Origin of the sequence: Microcystis sp. BLCC-F210 (assembly GCF_042134685.1) — a bacterium.
In the GTDB taxonomy this organism is placed as follows: domain Bacteria; phylum Cyanobacteriota; class Cyanobacteriia; order Cyanobacteriales; family Microcystaceae; genus Microcystis; species Microcystis aeruginosa_D.
Genome location: NZ_CP169647.1, coordinates 2071102 through 2091931, shown reverse-complemented (window position 1 = coordinate 2091931; position 20830 = coordinate 2071102). Strand labels below are relative to the sequence as shown.

At 36.0% G+C, this 20830-nt stretch carries 12 protein-coding genes and 1 pseudogene; 2 read left to right on the top strand and 11 right to left on the bottom strand.

From position 1 onward, the window contains the following. The first annotated feature begins 95 nt into the window (after positions 1-95). Positions 96-2483 (top strand): DUF3769 domain-containing protein, encoded by a 2388-nt coding sequence (locus ACE3JL_RS10040; protein ID WP_375329394.1) that lies wholly within the window; start codon positions 96-98, stop codon positions 2481-2483. Between the two features lie 242 nt (positions 2484-2725). On the opposite strand, the gene ACE3JL_RS10035 is transcribed toward ACE3JL_RS10040, so the two are convergent. Continuing rightward, on the bottom strand, positions 2726-6466 hold the full coding sequence (locus ACE3JL_RS10035) for an NB-ARC domain-containing protein (protein ID WP_375329393.1): 3741 nt from the start codon (positions 6464-6466) through the stop codon (positions 2726-2728). Between the two features lie 148 nt (positions 6467-6614). On the opposite strand from ACE3JL_RS10035, the gene ACE3JL_RS10030 reads away from it, so the two are divergent. Then, the gene (locus ACE3JL_RS10030; protein ID WP_375329603.1) at positions 6615-6680 is read left to right on the top strand and encodes a tetracycline resistance efflux system leader peptide; all 66 of its coding nucleotides are present in this window, start codon (positions 6615-6617) and stop codon (positions 6678-6680) included. Between the two features lie 46 nt (positions 6681-6726). Here the strand turns inward: ACE3JL_RS10030 and ACE3JL_RS10025 are convergent. The 10 genes and pseudogenes from ACE3JL_RS10025 to ACE3JL_RS09980 form a co-directional block, all read right to left on the bottom strand. Continuing rightward, positions 6727-7053, bottom strand: a pseudogene (locus ACE3JL_RS10025) (Mov34/MPN/PAD-1 family protein); the annotation flags it as partial. A gap of 74 nt (positions 7054-7127) precedes the next feature. Further along, on the bottom strand, positions 7128-7724 hold the full coding sequence (locus ACE3JL_RS10020; RefSeq protein ID WP_375329392.1) for a hypothetical protein: 597 nt from the start codon (positions 7722-7724) through the stop codon (positions 7128-7130). Between the two features lie 24 nt (positions 7725-7748). Then, positions 7749-8228, bottom strand: a complete 480-nt coding sequence (locus tag ACE3JL_RS10015) for a hypothetical protein (RefSeq protein WP_375329391.1) — start codon at positions 8226-8228, stop codon at positions 7749-7751. Between the two features lie 43 nt (positions 8229-8271). After that, entirely contained in the window at positions 8272-9891 is a 1620-nt protein-coding gene (locus ACE3JL_RS10010; RefSeq protein ID WP_271991064.1) for a type IV secretory system conjugative DNA transfer family protein, read from the bottom strand. A gap of 73 nt (positions 9892-9964) precedes the next feature. Next, positions 9965-10234 (bottom strand): hypothetical protein, encoded by a 270-nt coding sequence (locus ACE3JL_RS10005; RefSeq protein ID WP_271955302.1) that lies wholly within the window; start codon positions 10232-10234, stop codon positions 9965-9967. Positions 10235-10318: 84 nt separating this feature from the next. Continuing rightward, positions 10319-12487, bottom strand: a complete 2169-nt coding sequence (locus tag ACE3JL_RS10000) for an Hsp70 family protein (RefSeq protein WP_375329390.1) — start codon at positions 12485-12487, stop codon at positions 10319-10321. A gap of 95 nt (positions 12488-12582) precedes the next feature. Continuing rightward, positions 12583-14571, bottom strand: coding sequence for an Hsp70 family protein (locus tag ACE3JL_RS09995; protein WP_375329389.1), 1989 nt, complete (start codon positions 14569-14571; stop codon positions 12583-12585). Positions 14572-14612: 41 nt separating this feature from the next. Continuing rightward, positions 14613-15323: a nucleotide exchange factor GrpE gene (grpE, locus tag ACE3JL_RS09990; RefSeq protein WP_375329388.1), complete on the bottom strand. Its 711-nt coding sequence runs from the start codon at positions 15321-15323 to the stop codon at positions 14613-14615. 39 nt (positions 15324-15362) lie between these two features. Then, on the bottom strand, positions 15363-18233 hold the full coding sequence (locus tag ACE3JL_RS09985) for an IMS domain-containing protein (protein ID WP_375329387.1): 2871 nt from the start codon (positions 18231-18233) through the stop codon (positions 15363-15365). 40 nt (positions 18234-18273) lie between these two features. Further along, on the bottom strand, positions 18274-20826 hold the full coding sequence (locus ACE3JL_RS09980; protein WP_271991075.1) for a hypothetical protein: 2553 nt from the start codon (positions 20824-20826) through the stop codon (positions 18274-18276). Positions 20827-20830 lie beyond the last annotated feature (4 nt).

The window sequence follows — 20830 nt, the reverse complement described above, 5'->3', positions numbered from 1 at the left end:
GTTATCGGACTTTCCCTGTCTCCCTAGAAATAATGATCGTGGTAGTATCATTGAGGTTGGCTCGTCCTCTATTTCGATCGCCGACTCGTGCAGTCATGTCTTTTTTTCTCTTAGCTGTTGAACCACCTGCCCTAATTAACACTGTAGCTGAACCGGAAACGGAGGAACGCCAAGTTGCTGAAAATAGTCCCACGTCTGTAGTTCCCCTCCCTGTCACCCCAGCACCTCTAGAGGCAAAAAAGCCTTCAGAAGAGAGCGTTTCTATTCCCCTCACCGTCACTCCACCCCCGGAAACCGTCGAGGTAAAACCCTTGGTTCCCGATCAGGGTATTCCCCTGGAACCTTTACCTAGCAGTGGGGGTGATGCGGCAGCTTTAGGAAAACCCCTTTCTGTCCAGAATTCTCCACCTCCTGCAGCCGCTGGTGTCACCATTAATCCCGAAACCGAGATAGTTTCAGGATTAAATCAAAAAGCTCTTAACCAGAAAAATGGCTCGACTCGGCTATTAGTGAGGAAAAAAGGCGAAAAAACCAGCCAAGAATACTGGATTTCCCTCAATAACAGCCTAGCTCAGACCGCTAATCCAGAAGGGGAAAGACCCCTAGAATTAGTGGCTGATGAGCAGGAATTTGACCAAAATCGGCAGATTATCACCGCTAGAGGTAATGTCACCCTACGTTTTGCCCAAAGTGTACTAACGGCCGATCGCTTACAGATTAATCTTCCCGAAAAGTTAGCGGTAGCGGAGGGCCAGGTGATCCTAACCCGGGGAGATCAAATCCTGCGCGGCGATCGCTTTGAGTATTATTTCGTCCAGGATAGCGGTGTGGTATTTAATGCTAATGGGGAGATTTTTCAACCCAGCACCGCTAGGGATTTAGGGCAAACGCTGCCCACGGATGTGGGGGCCGGTAGTTCTTTTGGAACCCTAACCGATCGTTTGGCATTAAATCAACCCTTGCAGAGAATCACTACGGGAGAGGGTTTTCAATTTGTCGTCGGGGGACAGGATCCCAGTCGGCGCGATCGACAGAATATTAGTAGTCCGTCGGGGGGAACGATTAATCGTGTCCGTTTTCAGGCCGAACGCTTGAATTTTGATGGTAAGGTGTGGAATGCCACTAATGTGCGTTTGACTAATGACCCTTTTTCCCCCCCTGAGTTGGAAGTTCGGGCTAATTCCGCCACTTTTCGCAGTACCGGCCCCTTTACCGATGAGTTGCGGATGAGTAATTCCCAGTTGGTTTTCGATCAACGGGTAGTGGCACCCACTTTTATTAATAGTCTTACGTTCGATCGCCGTCGTCGTCGTCCTTTTTTAATTGCCCCAGGCTATGATGGGGAGGATCGGGGCGGATTTTTCGTAGAAAGTCCCCTAACTTTAGTGGAGACACCGAAGACTCTTTTTGAGTTGACACCGCAATATTTAATTCAAAAAGTCCTTAATCCCGATGCTTTTCCCTCAGCTAACCCCGGAGGTGGCGAAGTTTCGCCCCTTAGTCCGAAAGCTTTTGGTTTATTGGGCAATTTTGCCACTAATTTTGGTGAGCGCTCGTTTTTTCAGGCAACAGCTTCTTTTTCTAATTTAGATTTGGAACAGATCGAAAATATTGTTCGTTCTAAGATTCGCTTTCAACAGACGATCGGACAGTTGCAGGATCCCTATCTGCTCAATGTGGAGTACAATTATCGCGAGCGTCTCTTTAACGGTTCTTTGGGGTTTCAGACGGTTAATAGCAGTTTTGGGGCAATTTTGACCTCACCGGTGATTGTTGTCCCCAATACGGATATTAGACTCAGTTATCAAGCTTCTGTTCAGAATGTTAACGCACCCACCGATCGCAGTGATCTCTTAGCGGCCAATGCAACGGATAATGTGACTAATTTAAGCCGTTTTCAGGGTGCTGTCTCCCTCAATCGCAGTTTTTTACTCTGGTCTGCCCTTACTTTACCACCAACTCCCGACCAAGGTTTAAGATTTTCTCCTCTTCCCGTTCAACCCTATATTGCTCTTGTCACTGGTGTCACCGGTGTCACCAGTTATTACACTAACGGAGAGACGCAAAATTCCGTCACGGGAACCGTGGGATTATTAGGGCAGTTTGGGCGTTTTTCCCGCGATTTTTTCGACTATACCGGGTTTAATATCAGTTTTAGTCAGGGTTTGGTTAACGGACAATCACCCTTTTTCTTCGATCGCTTTGTTGATCAACAAACCATGTCCTATGGTATAACTCAACAGGTATATGGTCCGATTCGCGTGGGTTTCCAGAGTGTTTACAGTATCGATCAAGCGAAGGAAATCAGTACAGAATATTTTCTCGAATGGAGTCGTCGCACCTATAGTTTAATTTTGCGCTATAACCCGGTGCTGCAGTTGGGAATACTCAACATCCGCGTGTCGGATTTCAATTGGACAGGCAACCCCGGCTATTTTGAGGGTAGCGATGTCCGTCCGGTGGTGGATGGAGTAACCCGTTAAGACTACATGGGAATTATGAATGATGAATTATGAATTATGAATTATGAATTATGAAGTGGGGTGTGGGGTTTTAGGGATTTTCAGATCGGGATTACCTCTCATTGAGACTCCCTTGGCTAACTTCTAAGTAGGGAGGCACAATTATTTGTAGGATGGGTTAGCGGTAGCGTAACCCATGCGGGCGTTGGGTTTCATGCTTCAACCCAACCTACGTTCTCCCTTGACTAACTTCTATCCTCTCTTCAACGTGACAGAAAAGCTCCTAAAATTTTCATGGTGTTGCTCGTTTCATAATTCAACCCTTCTACTCCCTTAATATTTGTTTGTTCATAAAGTCTAGGAGAGCGTAAAGTGTTCTGACACTCTCCTGTTTTTAGGTTCCAAAGTTTAATCGTCTCGTCTTCACCTGCGCTGGCCAATGTGTTACCGTTGGGACTAAAACAGACTGACCTGACACTTTTAGTATGTTCACGCAGGAGTTGATGAAGTTCACCTGTTTCAACATCCCAAATTCGGATCGTTGCGTCATCCCCTCCACTTGCTAGTAACTTCCCATCGGGACTAAAAGCTACTGACCATACCCAAGACTTATGACCTTCAAAACTATTAATTAATCTACCATCTTTGACTTGCCAAACTTTGACCGTTTGATCATCACTTGAACTGGCTAATCGCTGACCATCAGAGCTAAAGACAACAGACCAAATTCTTCCTTGATGACCTTTAAAAATCCGCAAAGATTGAGTCATATCACCTTCAATAGACCAGAGTTTAATAGTTCGATCTTCACTACCAGTTGCTATTAATTTTCCATCAAGACTAAAATTTACTGATAATACCCAGGCCTGATGTTCCTCAAAAGTCTTGAGACAAAATCCTCTCGGAACCGACCAAAGCTTAACAGAATTATCTCCACTACCACTTACCAGCATTTGACTATTAGGACTAAAAGCGATCGCCCATACGCGCTTTTGATGTTCTGGGGAAAAAGTGTACTTTTCATCTGTCCTAATATCCCAAAGTTTAATGGTGTTATCGTGACTGGTACTAGCAATCAGTTGACCATTCGCACTAACTGCGACTTGATGCAATAAAACCCAATAATCTTTTTCTTGTAAAATTTTAATTACTTTGCCACTTTCCACTGACCATAATCTAATCGTTTGATCTCCACTTCCACTTATCAATGTTTTTCCATCGGGACTAAAAGCTACTGAACAGATCCAGTCAGTATGACCATTAATCTGTTGAAGACATTTATGGTTTTTGATAGACCATAATCGGATCGATCGATCTATAGAACCACTCAAGATATATTGACTATCGGTACTGAAAGTAATCGATGATAATCGATTGCCATATCCCCTAAAACATTGAAGACATTCTCTTGTTTTTACTGACCATAACCGCAGTGTAAAATCTTCACTTCCACTGGCTATATATTGACCGTCCGGACTAAAAGCAATTGACCAAATCCAGCTTTCGTGTCCTGTTAAAGTATCAATATTTTGATATTTTCCTTCTATAATAGACCATATTTTAATGGTTTTATCCCCACTTCCACTGGCTAGAAGTTGACCATCGGAACTAAAGGCAACTTGCCAAACCCAATCTTGGTGTCCTGTAAGAGTATGGAGACATTCTCCCGTGTCAACTGACCATATTTTGATGGTTTTATCAGCGCTGCCACTGGCTAAAAGTTGACCATTTGGACTAAAAGTAACACCACCTACTCGTTCTTGATGTCCTTCAAGGGTGTGGAGACATTCTCCTGTTTCAACTGACCATATTTTAATAGTTTTGTCCTCACTTCCTGTGGCTAAAAACTTACTATCAGCACTAAAAGTAACGGCTCTAATAGGAGCATGATGTTTTTGAGAAGGGTGGGGCAAAGAATGACAATTTATAGATAGATCTGTTGTAATAGACCAAATTTTAATAATTCCGTCTTGTCCCCCACTTGCTAGTAACTGTCCCTCGGAATTTAAGGCTACTGACCACACCCAACTTCCGTGAGCAGGAAAACTTTTGCTTAATTCTAATTTTCCGTCTTGTTTGACTTTCCAGAGGTAAATCATCCCATGACTGTCACCAGTTGCTAAAAGCTCTTCTCTTGGAAAAGAGCGATTAAACTGACTGCAAGAAATTGATAAAATACTACCGCAAGTTTGAGGGAAAATACAGTCAAAAAACTGTGAATAGGAAAAATCTACTTGGTTGAGTCTAATGTTTGAGAAATCGACTTGTCGAATGGAGATATGAGAAAAATCGTAGCCGATTAAGTGACCATTTTTCAGTATATTAAGTAAGTTAATAATATTGCCAGCAATCCCCCCAATTTGTCCAGAAGGTTGATGTTTTAATGTCTTTAAACAATCAATTAGTTTGCTTTCTAGATTATTTTCTTGAAAATTATGAATTAAGTTATTGATTATTGGGTGTAAAATAACATTAATTTGAATCTTTCTTAGATAATCAGGAACAGTAGTTTTAGTCAAGGAATTACTTCTTAATAATTGGAATTTTTCAGTTTTGATTTCTTCGGTTGCTATGGTAATAATTTTTTGAGTGAAATATTCAATCAGTAGAGGATGTATGGTAAAGTAGTCATCTTTTTTATCTAACAGAATTTTGCTAGATAATGATCTGATCCCTTCTTGGATACTTTTACCGTCCGGTTCAATGATAATATTATGTTCTAGTTCCGACAAAGAAACTGGATTTCGATTAATCGCTAACTCAAAAATAATCGCTTTTTCTAAATTAGATAGTTGCTGAAAGTAAGAATTTAAAATAGACTCGATTTTTTCTATCAGAAGATTACCTTTTAAAAGAAAATCCGAGAGATTATTATGATGAACTCGTTGAATATGATGAGCGATAGATTTGATGAATAAAGGATTGCCGTGACAGACTTGTTGAATTAAAAATTGCCATTCATCCTCTGAACCATGAAAGGTGTCAATATCTCCCAAAATTTGCCGTCCAGTTTGATAGTCAAGTCCTTGTAACTCTCGGAAATAAGTTGAAGTTTTATTTCCCACTAACGATTCAAGTTCTTGAGGAATTTTTCGACTGGTTATAATTAAACAGCTATTGTGCTTTGACTGACCAATTGCTTGTAAAATTTCGCTATATTCTCGATAGTTTTCATGCTCAATAATCGCATCAATATTATCTAAAAATAATAAACAACGAGATTTAGCTAGTATCTTGATAAATTTTATCAGTTTTATTTTAAATTTATCTTCTGTCTTAAAACTAATATTCTGTGAAATAATATTACTGGTATTTTCAAGAAATTCTAGGGGTAAAGGGGGATTCAAAAAAGACCAATAGATAACACGGGGAAATTCCTCTTGAATTTGCTCAATCAGTTTACAGACAAGAGATGTTTTTCCGATTCCTGCTATTCCGAAAATTCCGATAATTTTACACGGGGGACTATTTTGAAAAAACTTTTGTTTTAATAATTCTAGTTCTTTTTCTCTACCATAAATCTGAGAAATATCAGGAATTAATCCGAAATTATCATAATTTATTTCTGTTTTAACTGATGAGTTTTGAAGATTAGGAGATTTACGCTTATCCCATTCTTCCTCAAATTTCCACAAATTTTCTTCTGTAAATGAACTCCAAAGGTTGAGGGTGAAGTGCCTTTGTCGTGATCCTTGAGGATTCGTGCGATTATCTGTAAGAATTCCCCAATCTTTTAAAACATCAAGAACATTTCTCATCTGAATTGTAGTGAGGGAAATAACTGATGTTTTTTTAGTACCAGCGTTGCAAAAATCTACCAAAACCTTTAATTCTGTTTTGACAATTAGTTTTGGGTGAGGTTTATCATATTTCAACCAGTTATAGATTATTTTATCTGACCAATAAGCTTGATCTACTAATTCACCGTTTACATACGTTAATAATCTTCTTAACAAAAGAGAAAGTTGTTCTTTAACTGTATCACTTGTATTTAGTCTTGGCATAATCTATGAAGATAATTTTTCTCATTATAGCTATATTTTCAATGTTGATTAATATTTTCTAAGGAATCTGGGAAGGATTTGAGGGTTAAAAATTTTTCTGGGATGAGGTGGTCGCCTACTTCTATAGGAATTTTAGTATATTGAGGGCGTGATAAGGAATCGGGTTCAATTAAAACATGGTACATCGTTAATCGGAAATCAGGGTCAAGATTAACTATGGCAGAAATAGCTCCATCAGAATTTTGAGAAGCATATTTTTTATTTGTTATATCATCAGTTTGTGAAAAACAATCAAAACTACTAGGATGTCTATGCCAAAGTCCAAGAAGTTCTATAGGTTCCTGATAATATCTTCCTATTTTCTTAGATAAATGATTAATATACTCAGTATCATACTCAAAATAACCTGGTTGAAAAATAGGATGTATGCCTGGATCTAATGTTTCGAGAATGTACCATATATTAACTGTTTTTATTCCCAAAAAAATTCCACCTGTTTCTGTTTTAGAGCTTTCATAGGTTTCGGCGACAATTGCTAAAAAGGCTCTCTCTGAAAAAATAGTTTGGAGTTTTAAGTAGTTTAACATTTTCATAATTTTGATTTGAAGATAAGAATAGTTTGGCTATTAAATAAAATAACTTTCAATTCCTGATAAAACTATCATCGTTTTCTTTGAGAAAGACTTTTACTCTGGGTCAAAGTTGGTGAATTTTTCTTCTTATATTCGCTTGCATATTGACGTTTCCAAGTATCTATCTCTTGAGAACTTACATTTTTCCCTTTAGCCTTTTGCCATACTTTTATCGCTTTATTAGACTCCTCAGGACTAACCTTTAGATTTCTCATGGTATCTTTTGCTTTATTTCCCTCAATTCCATGATCATTAAGGACTCCAAGCGCACGAGATTCTTTTTTATTCAGTTGAGTTAGTCTGGGTCCTTTTTCTGGAAACAGTGTTACCTCTCCATTTGTATCTTTTGCTCCTGCTCGATAAGTGCGACCATTATCTAAAGTAAATCGGCTTGTTTCCTGTCCTTTAACTTTGGTTGTGCTTCTTGTTGCTTCCCCATTTTTAATTCTTCTAATGTCGTCCTTAATCATCTCTTTATTGCCAACAGTATTCGTTTCGCCTGCATTTTTTAGATCCCGATAAGACGCGGTGTCATAATGTTTTGATTTAGGTTCATCTTTTAAATTACTTAACTTGGCTTTTCCGCCGCGTCCTACTAAAAATTCTTTGTCTTTTTCAGAACTCATAGTTATCCTCCAATTAGTATTATATTAATTTTGAATAGTATAGATATTGTCATCGATTTGGTCTAAATTAATATAAATTTTTTGAACGTTATTTGAAGTATCTTTAACCAAGAAATATAGGTCTTCTTCATAGTCTTCAAAAGGAGAGTTATCAGCTACCATACATTGACAATGAAAATAATCAGCAAACTTTTTAGCGATTGCTATTTCATCCCCAATTTTTCCGATAGATTGTTCGATTAAATCATTTTGAGGATAAAGTGAGAGTAAAATTTTAAAATCTCCTTGTATTGATTCTTTTTCGCAAAGAAGTTGTATATAGTCTGGCATCTCTATTGTTATATCTTGGGTAACACAAATATCTTTTTCAGATAGAGAGAATAGCTGAATACAAGCATCAATAATTTCATTATCAGATAGATTTTTTGAAATAAAAACATTAACAGGAAATAAGTTTTGATTGTGGGACGATTGGTTATTTAAAAAGCCTTTTGAGTTAAACATAATATTCTCCTAATGGTTTTGGGTTGTGTTAATGGAAAAAAACTTACATAGATTGATGATAAGGATTATCGTCATACATTCCAGCAAAAAAGGGATCTAGAAAATAAGGAACTTTCTGAACAGGAATTGGGGGCTTTCCACGCATAAAGATAATCGCTTCATCGGGACTTAAACGAGTAACTTCATCGGGCATAATTAAAGGACGTGGGGTTTCAGAAACAGTTAATGCTGAAGAACGCCCTCTGGAATTAGATATAGAAAAACCAATAGGATTATTAGAAGCACCTGTGTTTCTTCCTTCATTGGTACTTAATACTCTAATCGTGGTTTTTCCAGCTTTTTTAGAGACATATTCTGAGGTTTTAATATCTTGTATGCCAAAATATTGCTGAATAACTGTATTGCCCAGAAAAGTTTCCCAACCTTTGTTATAAAGTTCTTCAAGTTGAGATAAGTTTTGCAGAATAATCCATAAGGTAACGCCATAACCTCTAAGGTAAGTAACCCCTTGAGAAATTAAGTCCATTTTACCTAAATTGGCGGCTTCATCAAGCATAAATAAGGTGGGATAAGTGGGTTTACCGGGCTTTTTAACCATTGCTCTAATACAAGAGCCAATCCAAACCCTTAATAAACGTGAATACATGGCTATTTCAGCCGCAGGTAGAACAAAGTAAATTGAAATTTTTCCATTTTTTAAATCCCAAATATTAAAACTGCTTTTGGCTAAGGAAGTGACAACAGGACGAGAATCAAGAAACTCAGTATGTTTTTCCATAGCAGAGAAAACACTCATGCGTTCTTCATCCGCCATTCTTTCGATCATCACTGCTGTTCGTGCAATTAATCCATCTGCTTCGGTGGCTGATTCCATTGTTTCTATAATCGTTTCCCACTTATCTGAAGAAGCCATAACAATATTTCTGACTTCTCCTAGATTACGTTTTCCTTTAGGAGAAAAGAAAGCAACAAACATAATAATTCCAGATAAAATAGCTCTGGCTTTGTCATCCCAGTGAGGGTCTTTTTCTTCTCCTGTGCGTAAAACTAATAAATCAGCTAAGATTTTGGCTTCATCGGCAAAATTAGGGTTAGAGGTATCGATTAAATCTAAGGGGTTAAATTGGGCTTTAGAGGCATTAGGACATACATTAAAAGGGTCAAGACAATAAACTTTATGTCCTATATCTTTTCGCGCTCTGGCAGTAATTTCATAGTTTTCTCCTTTGGGATCTGTAACCACAATCGGCCCAGGATAGGTAAGAAGATTCGGCACAACGGTACTGATCCCTTTACCCGAACCAGTTCCAGCAATTGTAATTAAATGTCCTTCAGGATTCCAGCGAATAAATTCTTGATTATTGGATAAAGATTTACCCAAAATTAATCCCACTGGACTATATAAATGAGCATCTTTAATTTCCTTATCTGTTGCCCAGTGAGCATTGCCTTGATCTTCGGGTTGCGCTCCAAATCCTAATGATTTACCTCTTTTTTTGAAGCCTTGTAGATTGGGGGCAGAAAATCCTGAAGATCCTGAGAATAATCCATTAAATAACATAAAAGGTAACTGAATAATTGCTGCTAAAATTTGGAAAGTAATTTTTAGAGTAATTGTGATTAGTTGAACAGTGAGATTAAGAAATAAACTAATAAGGCTCATGATGGTGGTTAAGAAAATTCAAAGGTTTACCAAGAAAATAATGATCGTATAAGTAATAAAACTCCCGATTAGATTATTTACCACGCCCAGAAGAACGCTCATTTTCTTTTCCACGAATTTCTTCAGCTTTTCTTCTTGCTTGATTAGCTTTATTTTCTTTATCAGTTCCTTCCTCCATGGCTTTTCGATACTTAGAAGTATATTTAACGGATTCTGGTGTCATTTGACCATGTTGTTGAGCTTTCTTATCATAAGCTTCAGCTTTTTTGAAGCATTCATTAGCTTGCTTTTCATATTTTTGAGCTTGTTTTTCATAATAGTCTGCATCTCGTTTGAAAACCATAGTTTCCTCTTTAATTGAATTGACAATAAACAAAGTTTGAATCTACTAAAATTCGCTAAAATCGCTGACAATATTTAATTTTATTTACCAGAATTTCAGCCAATTATTTGATTTTTGATTTGGTTCAGGATTGATCGGCTCGGTTTCTTGCGGTTTAGTTGTTGTTTCTAAACGAATTTGTCCACCACTTTCCGTTAATTCTTGAGCAATGGTACTAAAGGTTTCAGTCAATTGGTTTAAATCCGTAAAGAAACTTAGATCATCTCGTGAAGAAATTTGTCTTAAAAATTCTTGATCAGCACCACCAAATCCAATGGCAATAATTTCTATCTCCATTTTATGACAAAGTTTAGCTGCTTTAATAGCTTGTTGCTGATTTGCCCAAACTCCGTCGGTCAAAATAATACCATATTTTAAATCTTTAGCCTTTCGTAAAATCCGACATATTTCATCAAAAGGATGAGCAGAATTGCCATAACCTGTGCGTCCTATGGATAAATTTTGAATACCATGATTAATTTTTCTGATATTTTGAGAACTATTAACAGTTGTTAAAGTTTTATCAGAAAATTCAATAATTCCAATAGATGTTGTAGTTAAATCACATTGAGTAACAAAACTTTTTGCCGCTTCAATTGCTTCATTTAGAGGCCTACCATCCATACTACCAGAAAGGTCAAACGCCATGTAAATATTCAAATGTTCTCGCACAATTGTTTCTTGAGGAGATTTGGTAAATCGATCATCGGGAACATCTAAAGGGACTGGTTCAATGGTTAAAGTCAAGGGTTTTTGGGTACTCCTTTCAACCGCAGAAACTTCAACAACACCACTCAAATTATAGGAATAAGTGATGTCAATAATTGCTAATCGCGACTTGACCATCGGAATGTCAGTAAAGACGTAATTTCCAAGATAAACACAACTCATAGGATCTAAGGTTTCCCCTTGTGTCATAAAGACTTCTAGTTTATTTTCTTCTCCTTTTTTGACTCGAAATTGATAGGGACGGGTTTGTTGGGAGGGAATCGGTTGATTTTTGGAAATAATAATACTATTAATATATTTATCTCCATTTTCACTAACAGCAATCATTCCTAAACTATGACTAATAACATCACTCGATTTTTTCACTCCTCCTAAGAGTAAAGTTTCAGTAGATTGAGTTTTTCCTGACAAAAATAATTGAGGATTTTTTTGTTGTTTTGCTTCTATATCTATTGCGGCTTGAATCGCTGCCCCTAATGCGACGGCTTCATCGGGATTCACTCCACTTAGAGGTAGTTTACCTGACATTTCTTCTACATATTCACGCACCATTGGCATTCTCGTAGAACCCCCCACTAAGACTGCTCCCTCAATATCTTTCCATGTTAAATTAGCTTCATCAAGGACAATATTTACTAACATTTGTGTTCTTTCGATTAAGTCTTTTGTTAATTGCTCAAATTGTTGACGAGTAATTTCATAACTAGCTTGATGTCCTCCGCCTTTAACCGATACTTTAACCGCTTGTTTTGTTGACAAGCTAATTTTAGTTTTTTCTGCTAAAATCATTAATTCATTAAAGTCTTCTCCCATTAATTCCACGCCAAAATCTTCTTCAAATTGGGTAGCGAGAAATTGTAAAATGCGATCATCCCAATCTTTTCCGCCTAAAATATGATCTCCGTCTGTAGCAATGACTCGAAGTTCATCTCCTGTAACTTCTACTAGAGAAACGTCAAATGTTCCACCTCCAAGGTCATAAACCAAAATTTTTGAATTATTTTGATTAGGGCGAACTCCATAAGCGATCGCAGCAGCGGTAGGTTCATTAATAATTCTAAGAATATTAAAGCCAGCTTTTTTCCCTGCTTCAATGGTGGCTTCACGCTGCATATTATTAAAATAAGCAGGAACAGTAATCACAGCATCGGTGACAGATTGACCTAAAAAATCTTCGGCACAGTGTTTAAGATAGGAGAGAACCATTGAAGATAGATCAATGGGGGTATATTCTTGATTATTCTCTAAATAAAGGGCGTGGGTATTGCCCATATCTCGCTTAAAAAAGGCATAAACTTGTTCATCTCCTAATGCTTGTTTTTCTTTGGCATCATCGCCAACAAGGGGCGGATTACTACCTAAATCAATAACGGAGGGAGTAATTCTTTTTCCTTGGTTATTAGGAATGACTTCCGGTTTGCCATCTTTAATATAAGCGACAACTGAAAAGGTAGTTCCGAGGTCAATACCAACAAAATTGTTCATGATTTTATTATTTTAGTTGTCAGGGTGAATACTTTATAAAAAGTGAGGAGAATGGAAAATAAATGATTCTCCATTCCCTAACTAAACGGGGAAAACTAGCTAAAAACTAAACCAGTTTGTCGGGCTTTAATTTCTTCTTTTTCTTCTTGGGTTACACCCCCTTCTGTTTTAATAGTGACAGTAGCATCTCGACCTGTTGATATTTCTTTAGCATACATCTCAAGCATTCCTTGTTCATTTAATTTAAAAGTGACATCAATAGGAGTACCTTGAGGTAAACCACTAGGAAGGCTTATTTCTGCTTGCCCAATTTCTGTACTCAGGTGTAATTCATAATATTGATCAGTTGAAGAATTTTGTGCAATTAACAGTTCAACACTTGTTTGATTCGCTGATCCTGTACCAAAACGTTGAGTAACATCTGCTGGAACAGGATCATTTTTCTTAATCAAATTAACCAATTTTTCTTCATTTTTTACACGTGCTTTAATGCCAAAACTACAACTTGTCACATTAATAATTTTGGTTTTGGTTGCTTTTTGAACTTGGTCTAATGTTAAACCATTATTTTTGGCAACTTCTTGTTCAGCTTTCTGCTTAGTTTCTTCTGGTACATCTTCAAGTTTAACGTCTTCTGGTTTGAGCCCAAGGTCCTTAGATGTAGTGATAAGAATTTCTTGATCCAGCATTAATTTATGACCATAGATAGCGGCACCTTTAGCAACGGATTCATCGGGTTCGCAAAACTTAGGTTCTTTGCCCAATTCTTCTTGAATACGACGAGCAACTTGAGGCATCTTAGTAGAACCTCCTACCATTAAGATTTGGTCAAAGTCTTCAACTCCTCGCTTTTTCGCTTCAGCAATAGCGATTTTAGTCAACTCAATCGTTCTTTCTAATAAACTTTCCGTTAATTCATCAAACGTTTCACGAGTCAGTTCAATTTTTTTTCGCTGCATATTGTGCATAACAGGAATAGAAGTTTCCCCTCTTTGAGTTAGGGTTTTTTTGGCGTCTTCAGCCCGAACATATAATTCTTGTAAAGTTTCAGGGGACTCTAAAGGATCCTCACTAGATCCTGTTTCTTCTTGCCATTGTTGAGCCAAATAAGTCACAATGGTTTCATCCCAATTTTTTCCACCTAAATCATGATCTCCTTCGGTACAAATAACAGTTATATTACCACCCTCAATCTTGATTACAGTAATGTCAAAAGTTCCCCCTCCTAAGTCATAAACTAAAACCGTCTGGTCTGCTTCTTCATTGACTCCATAACAGATAGCTGCCGCTGTAGGTTCATTAATAATACTACGCACATTTAAACCAGCTGTTTCCCCTGCCAATTGAGTCGCTTCTCGTTCACGAATACCAAAATAAGCAGGGCAAGTAATCACCACATCTTTGATTTGATAACTGGTTTGTTGTTCAGCATCTTTTACTAATTTACGGAGAATATAAGAAGAAATTTCTTCGGGGCGATAAGATTCTCCTTCGTGTTCAAAAGAAAATCCCTCTTTACCCATGAAGCGTTTAACCATATCTACAGTATTATCTGGCTCAAGCATACTGCTATTTTTCGCTTCCTTACCAACAATTCTTTCCTCACCATTAAATTGCACGACTGAGGGAGTGGTTCGGTCTCCTTCCATATTAGCAACTACATTAGGACGACCATATTCATCAACATAAGCGATACAGGAATAGGTCGTTCCTAAGTCAATACCAAAAATAGGGGTAATTTTAGACATTTTCTTGGTCTCCTTGACGTTTTTTTGAACGGGTTTATTTTGATTCAGTTGATTAGCATCAGGCTCTGCTTCAACTTGAGGGTTATTGAGTTGAAAATTTTGCTGAAAATAATCAGCTTCAATTTGCCTTGAATTTGGATTTTCCATTACTTCCTTAATTTCAGGAAGCATTTGTAAGTAGGTGCTATATTCCATCCGATATTTAGGATGTTTGCTTTTTTTAGTCCACTCAGTTTGTTTCAGAGTAAAAATTTCTTGAAATACTGAGTCAGACCAAGGTTGATTCGGGTCAATTTCCAGAAGTAAGAAGAAATTCGGACGGGAGGAATCAATCATAAGAAAATAAGTGAATGAGGTAAGAAAAAATTTTTTGGTTTTTATTGATTGGATACATAACGATAGACACTAACGGTTTCTGGACGAACAATTCGCTCTTGATACTGTAACCCCATCCGCAGATGCTCTACAATTTGTTTATCGAGAGTAGAGTCATCAGTATTAATAATTTTTTGTGCTTTTTGTTTACTACGGTCATAAGTTTCACTGTCATTTTGATAGAATTTAAACCCGTAACGGCTAACTATTTCTTCAATTTCTTCAGTGAAGCTTGTTAACTCGGATGCTATGGAATTGGCAGAATTAGATTCAGATAAATTACCATATTTCTTAGTCAGTAATTGGAGATGATCGTAAATGCTAGTAATGTCCATAATTAAGGGTCGTAAAATTTTAAATACCATATCTTCTCGATAATCTTGCAACTCTTTATGAAGGGCATTAATGGTACGTTCTTTGCTCTCATCGTATTTAACTTTGACTTCAAAATCTTTTTGTAATTGAGCAATAGCTTGATGAATGTTATCAATTATTGGCTGAATTAAGTTGAAGTTATTAGGGGTTTCTTCTTGAATATTCTGCTCAATATTAGGCACATTCTGGGGCATAGATTTAAGTTTTTCTGGATTGAGGGGAGATTTTTCTAATTCAGCATGAGGTAATTTATTCTCTTCTAAATTAAAAATATCAGAGGCAGAATTTTGGTCTAGCATTGAGTTTTTGTCATCTGTGATTTGTTGTGAATTAGTCATTTGAGAATTACCTCCTTGGTAAGTTTTAGTAAATTTTAACTAGCGGATAACTTGAGAGCTTTCAATTTTCCAACTCCCATCAACTAATTTCAAGTTATAAAGAACAGTTATTTTTCCTGTTTTGCTATTTTGAGGGTCAACTCTATCATTGATATAGAGAGTTTGTTGCTCAGTTACACTAACTTGAATACTAGCTTGATTACCATTGATAACGAATTTTTCAACGTTATCAATTGTTTGCTGTCCGTATTTATATTGACTATTTTTCTTCTGTAAATAGTCGATAGAACCGTTATAACCAGCTGTTTTTTGATACTGTTCACCCGTTGTAATTTTCTGAGCAATTTGACGGTCATAAGGGGGAGCAAACATTGTTCTTTTCGCTTGTAACCATTTGTTAATAAGATTGACAGCATCTTGTTGTGAAAGGGTTGCTGTTGAAGAAGAATCAGTAAATATTTGTTCTGCAATGTTTTGGTCAGAAATAAGAGCCACAGGGGAATTATTAGGTGAATATGAGGTAGGAACAACTTCTGATAATTCATTTCCTTGCAATTTGAAAGTTTTAGTGACTTTTAGACTGGGACAACAAGCTGCATCGCCAGGCCCATTAGTAATAAGTGTCAGTTTAATCTGATTATTTTTTATTTCTACATTTTCAATTATTGTCCGATCTCCTAAGTAAAAATTAGATGTTTGTGTAGGGATGTTATTTTGATTAAGGATGACAAGAAATGACTTAAATATTCCACTCCCACCACCATTTTCTGCTAAGATGACCACCCCATCTTCTGAGCTATCATTATTAATATCTCCGAAGTATATTTGCTCGATTTCAACTGATTGACCCGTAGCACTATTTGGTGATTGTTGAAAAAATTTACCGTCAGTTAATGGGTAGGCTGTGTTATACAAGGTATAAGTCATGTTTTTTAGTTTTTCTTCAGTTAAAGTTTTGTCACTTATTTGAGATTGAGGATTACTTTTTTTAATTTCTGAAGATTGAGAAGAATTAGAGGGTTGAAGCGTTTTAACAGTCCAACGAATAATAGAATAACCACCGAACAGCACACCAGCCATAATGGTTGCGATAAACATAGGTAAACCATAATTAATCCAGGTTGTTGAACGCAAAAACTGCCAAATAAATGAGGCTTTATGGGGTAAGGTATTGGTTTGTTCCATAAGCCATACCATTGGTTCTAAAACTCGGACACCATCAAAAGAATTGGAAGAATTACTACTGCCAATTGTCTGATCTCTAAAACCAATATTTGAACAAGAGAAAAATCGAACGTTAGAAAAATTCAATTCTATATTACGAACAAGATTCCCTGCTCCATTATCTTCTAGGAAATTTTTGATTAAAATATTCATCGCATCCTGCTCATTTGTTATGTCAGAATGGCTCGCCATATATTCACGAGCTTTATAAACTCCAATTTGTTGTTCAAGGTCGGCACAATCCACTTTAGTAACAATAATGGCAACAGGTTGAGTAAATTTTTTTCCTTTTCTTTTATTTTTATTCTTTTCAAATAAAAATAACATTCTTTCATAAGCGGCATCTAAGTCTTGGTTGGGTAAATCCTGAATATCAGCATTGTTTGACAGTGCGTCTTGGTATCTTTGTCTAACTTGGTTAATCGAAAAAGGATCAATAACAAAAAAAGCTCCATCTACATACTTGAAGTATTTTTGTAACTCTGCTTGTTCATCAGTATCTATATATTCTCCTGCTAAATCGTAGAAATACAAGAGATTAGGGACAGCTTGATTAGTCTTTTTGACTTCTAAATTTAACCCTTTGGCACTATCACCCGCCGCAGAAGTTTTGAGTAAACGTTGACCATTTTTTAGGGAATTAATATTGTCTTCATACTTTCGAGCGTGTAAAGAATTAGGTATGCTGACATCTAAACTATGAGCAGGAGAATATTCTTCTGTAAATTGTTTGATTGCCATAAACATATAATGGCTTTTACCAGAGTTAGGAAGTCCGACAACTGGAATATGAGCGTTGATTCCCCCAATCCCATCTAAGGGGTGTTTACAATTAGGACAAACTTTTGTCAATAACTTATCTCGTCCAAGATAGGTAAGAGTTGGTAAAGATTTGCTACAAACTCTAGAATTATTAGTATTAGGTAAATCTCCTTTACAAGTATGATTAAAAACCCCATAAACACTCGGCCAAAGTCGAGTATGTTCTGTTGAACAATCTGGACAAATGTAGGTGGGAATTTTCATCGGTTCATGGCATTCTGGACATCTGTAGTAAGTTTTATAAAAGCTACTATATAGGTAGTTTCCTACGGTCAAAAACAACATTAAAAAGCTCGTAATCATTGTGCCGATGACACAGAAAATAAATTGTATTCCTAAAAATAGGGCAACAATGACAGAAGCTGCTACAAAATGAAAAAACCATCCAATCATTAAACCGAGTGCTGGTCCGTAAAATCCCATTATTGCCCAAACTTTTTGCCAAATATTACCAGACCATGAAAAATGTCCATTAGAAAATCTATTTTTCGCAATTTCTAGCCATTTTCCTGCATCGTCTTTTGTACTTTGCCATACATTCATACTAACAAATCGCATGACATACCAAGCTGCACCATAGATATACATTAATTTGGCTTTTTGTACTTTAAAGAATTTAATTGATTTTTCTTTATCCAGATAAGACTTAGTTTTAGTTACTTGAAGCCCTTCGTAAAAAACCTGAATAAAGTTCTTAATACCAACACCAATACCAGCAATAGATGTAACTGTTGCACATAATATGATGACAATTATAGTTAACCATGAGATTATGGTTAGAGTTGGTATAACTATATGAATAATAAAAAGATATAGAAGCCATAAAACAAAACCAGTACCTATTAAATAAAGCAAAACTTGCATATATTTTCCTCCTTAATAAACAAAATGATCGGTAAGTTAATCAACTAAAGAAATTAGAAATTTTTCCCATAATATTGGAGCGTGTATTCTCAAAAATAGGTTGGATAATAGGATACCAACTTTTTCTTTTAATTTTGCTTTCAAACTCTTTTTTGACCTTCCCAAAGCCTTTATTTTTAAATACTTCTTCAAGGGCATTGGGTAAGTTAATAAAAAATTCTGGCACAAAATAACCGAGTTTTTCTGCTAAATGGGAAGAAACGTTAAACCATAAATCCATAATCAAAACTATGTCATTAACTCTTTGTTCTTCCACTAAGCAGTGGCAAAAATTCGACCAGTATATATCCCAAAATAAATCACGATGTCGAATAACATAAGCAATTTGAACGACTTTAAAGTGTTCTTCTGTAAGTTTTTCAGGGGTTTTTTGAGCAAAGAATTTTTCTAATAGTTTTTCAACTTCTTCCTCATATTTTTCTGGTGGTAAAGTTTGATAACGTTGGTTTGAAGCTTCAATGTTCATTTCGGAAATACGATTATGGTACATATCTAATGACCCCTGTAAAATAAGTGTTTGTTCTTGAGAAATGGATAAGTTAGGATTTGCTAAAACTCTGGTGTAAATATTAGCAAGTGATTCTGTGGGGGTATTAAGTTGAAGAGTGGAAAGTAAATCTTGAATTAACTGATTATAAATATCAATTTCAAAAATACTTTCAGACTTATCTTTTTGCAATAAAGTTTCAGCTAATTCTTGTCGCTCAAACTGTGGTTGTGTCCAGATAAATTCTAGAGCTTCTTTTACTATTGATTTATGTAATTTTTGAGCCAGATAATCTAACCATAAATAAATAACATCAATGGCTTGTGAGGTGGAATGAGATTGTAAAATATCTCTTTGTAATTCATAGTTATGTAAGTCTGGAATGAGCGAAGAAGATTTTTGCCAGTAAGTCCAAAAATATTTAGGTCTTTGGTCAAAAGAAAATGGTTGAAGAAGCGCATAGTAAATCCATTCAAATACAGGAGAATTAGGATATTTTTGTTTGTAGAGTAAAGCGTTATCAAGAATAAAGTCTTTCGAGAGTTTAGCATTTTCTAGAAAAACTTTAATCCAAGTTGATGCACTCACAGGAATTCTTAATCTTTTTGATAGCTCTTGCTCTGGAATGGCTGAGAATGTTTTTGCTAAGATGATACTCAAATTCTGCTGATTACTAGAAGACAAGGTTAATTCTTTGCCAATCTGTTTCCAGAAAATCAATAATTGTTCCGAGTCATTACTTCTTAATTGCTGAGTAAATTGTTGAATAAAATCTAAAGAATTAAGATGTTCTTTAAGTAATGCAGGTGAATAAAGAGACTCTAGAGCAGTCCATAAAGTCATAGATTTTTGTTCTTGTTTGTTAAGAACTAATGAAACAAAAATAAAGATAGCTTTATCAGCTTGATTAAGAAAATAACTATCTATCTTTTTGAGCATTTTTAAAGCATTAATATAAGAGGTAAGCAAATCACTCTGTTCTTGATTAATGAGTGCCTTTCCTAATAAATAAGATGCCCAAGATAAATCTTCTAAATCCTGTTGTACATATTGACTATGTGAGTTTTTTTGACTTTGCTCTTGGATGATAACTTGTGCAGATTCAATCACTTTAGCAAAAGGCAAAGCGTCTATTTCTCCCTTAATGGCTCTTTGAAAATTGATATAATAATCTAAATGTTTACTCAAGTATTTAGAATCAGAACTATAGCGATCTAACCATTCGTAAAACTCTAAAATCTGACTCTCATACTTTTGCTCATCTAAGTTTTCTAATAGATAAATCGCCAAATCCGATTCGGGAACATCACTAACTTTTTGTTGGGGAACATTAAGAATAAAGTAAGAGTAATATTCATCATTGCTACAACGAAAGTTAGAATTTTCGGTCGTTCCTGTAATCATAAAAGGAGCCGTATAAGGATCATGGTGGTAGGTGGCAAAAGTTAGATAGTTGACATAACGAGGATGTAAAATAGTGCTGAGACTAGCAATCCAATAAGTAATCGCTTCATTATCATCAATAATAATAATTTTTCGTTTTGATTGTTCATAGTCAATCACGGCACAAATCAACTTATAAAACCATTCTTGTCGTTTTTTATCTTTTAAAAATGTCCAAACTGAATCAAAATTAAACGTGATTTCGTGGTTAAATTCATTTAAAGTTGGTAAAGCAGTTTGTGAGGATTTATCTTGTTTAACCCAGAAGGGACTTTTCCACGAAAAAATGCTAGGAATAGTAGAGATTTCTGTAACTGTACCCACCAAACTATGAGCAAAGAAATTTCCATCTCTGCCAAATTCATCTTGTCCGCTAGATTGACTACAAACTAAAAAAGCATCTTCTTCATTAACAAAATAACGTAAAGCAATGGGATGAGTATTGATTGCTTTGACATCAACACCTGATGGGATAGAGTATCCAATCAATCGGTTTAAAATTTGACGTTTTTCACTCTCAAAATTAGGAGATTCAGCCTTAATTTGATAGCCAGTCCTAGTTTCTGTTCGACAAGATGTATAGTATTGTTGTTGGATAACCATTGTT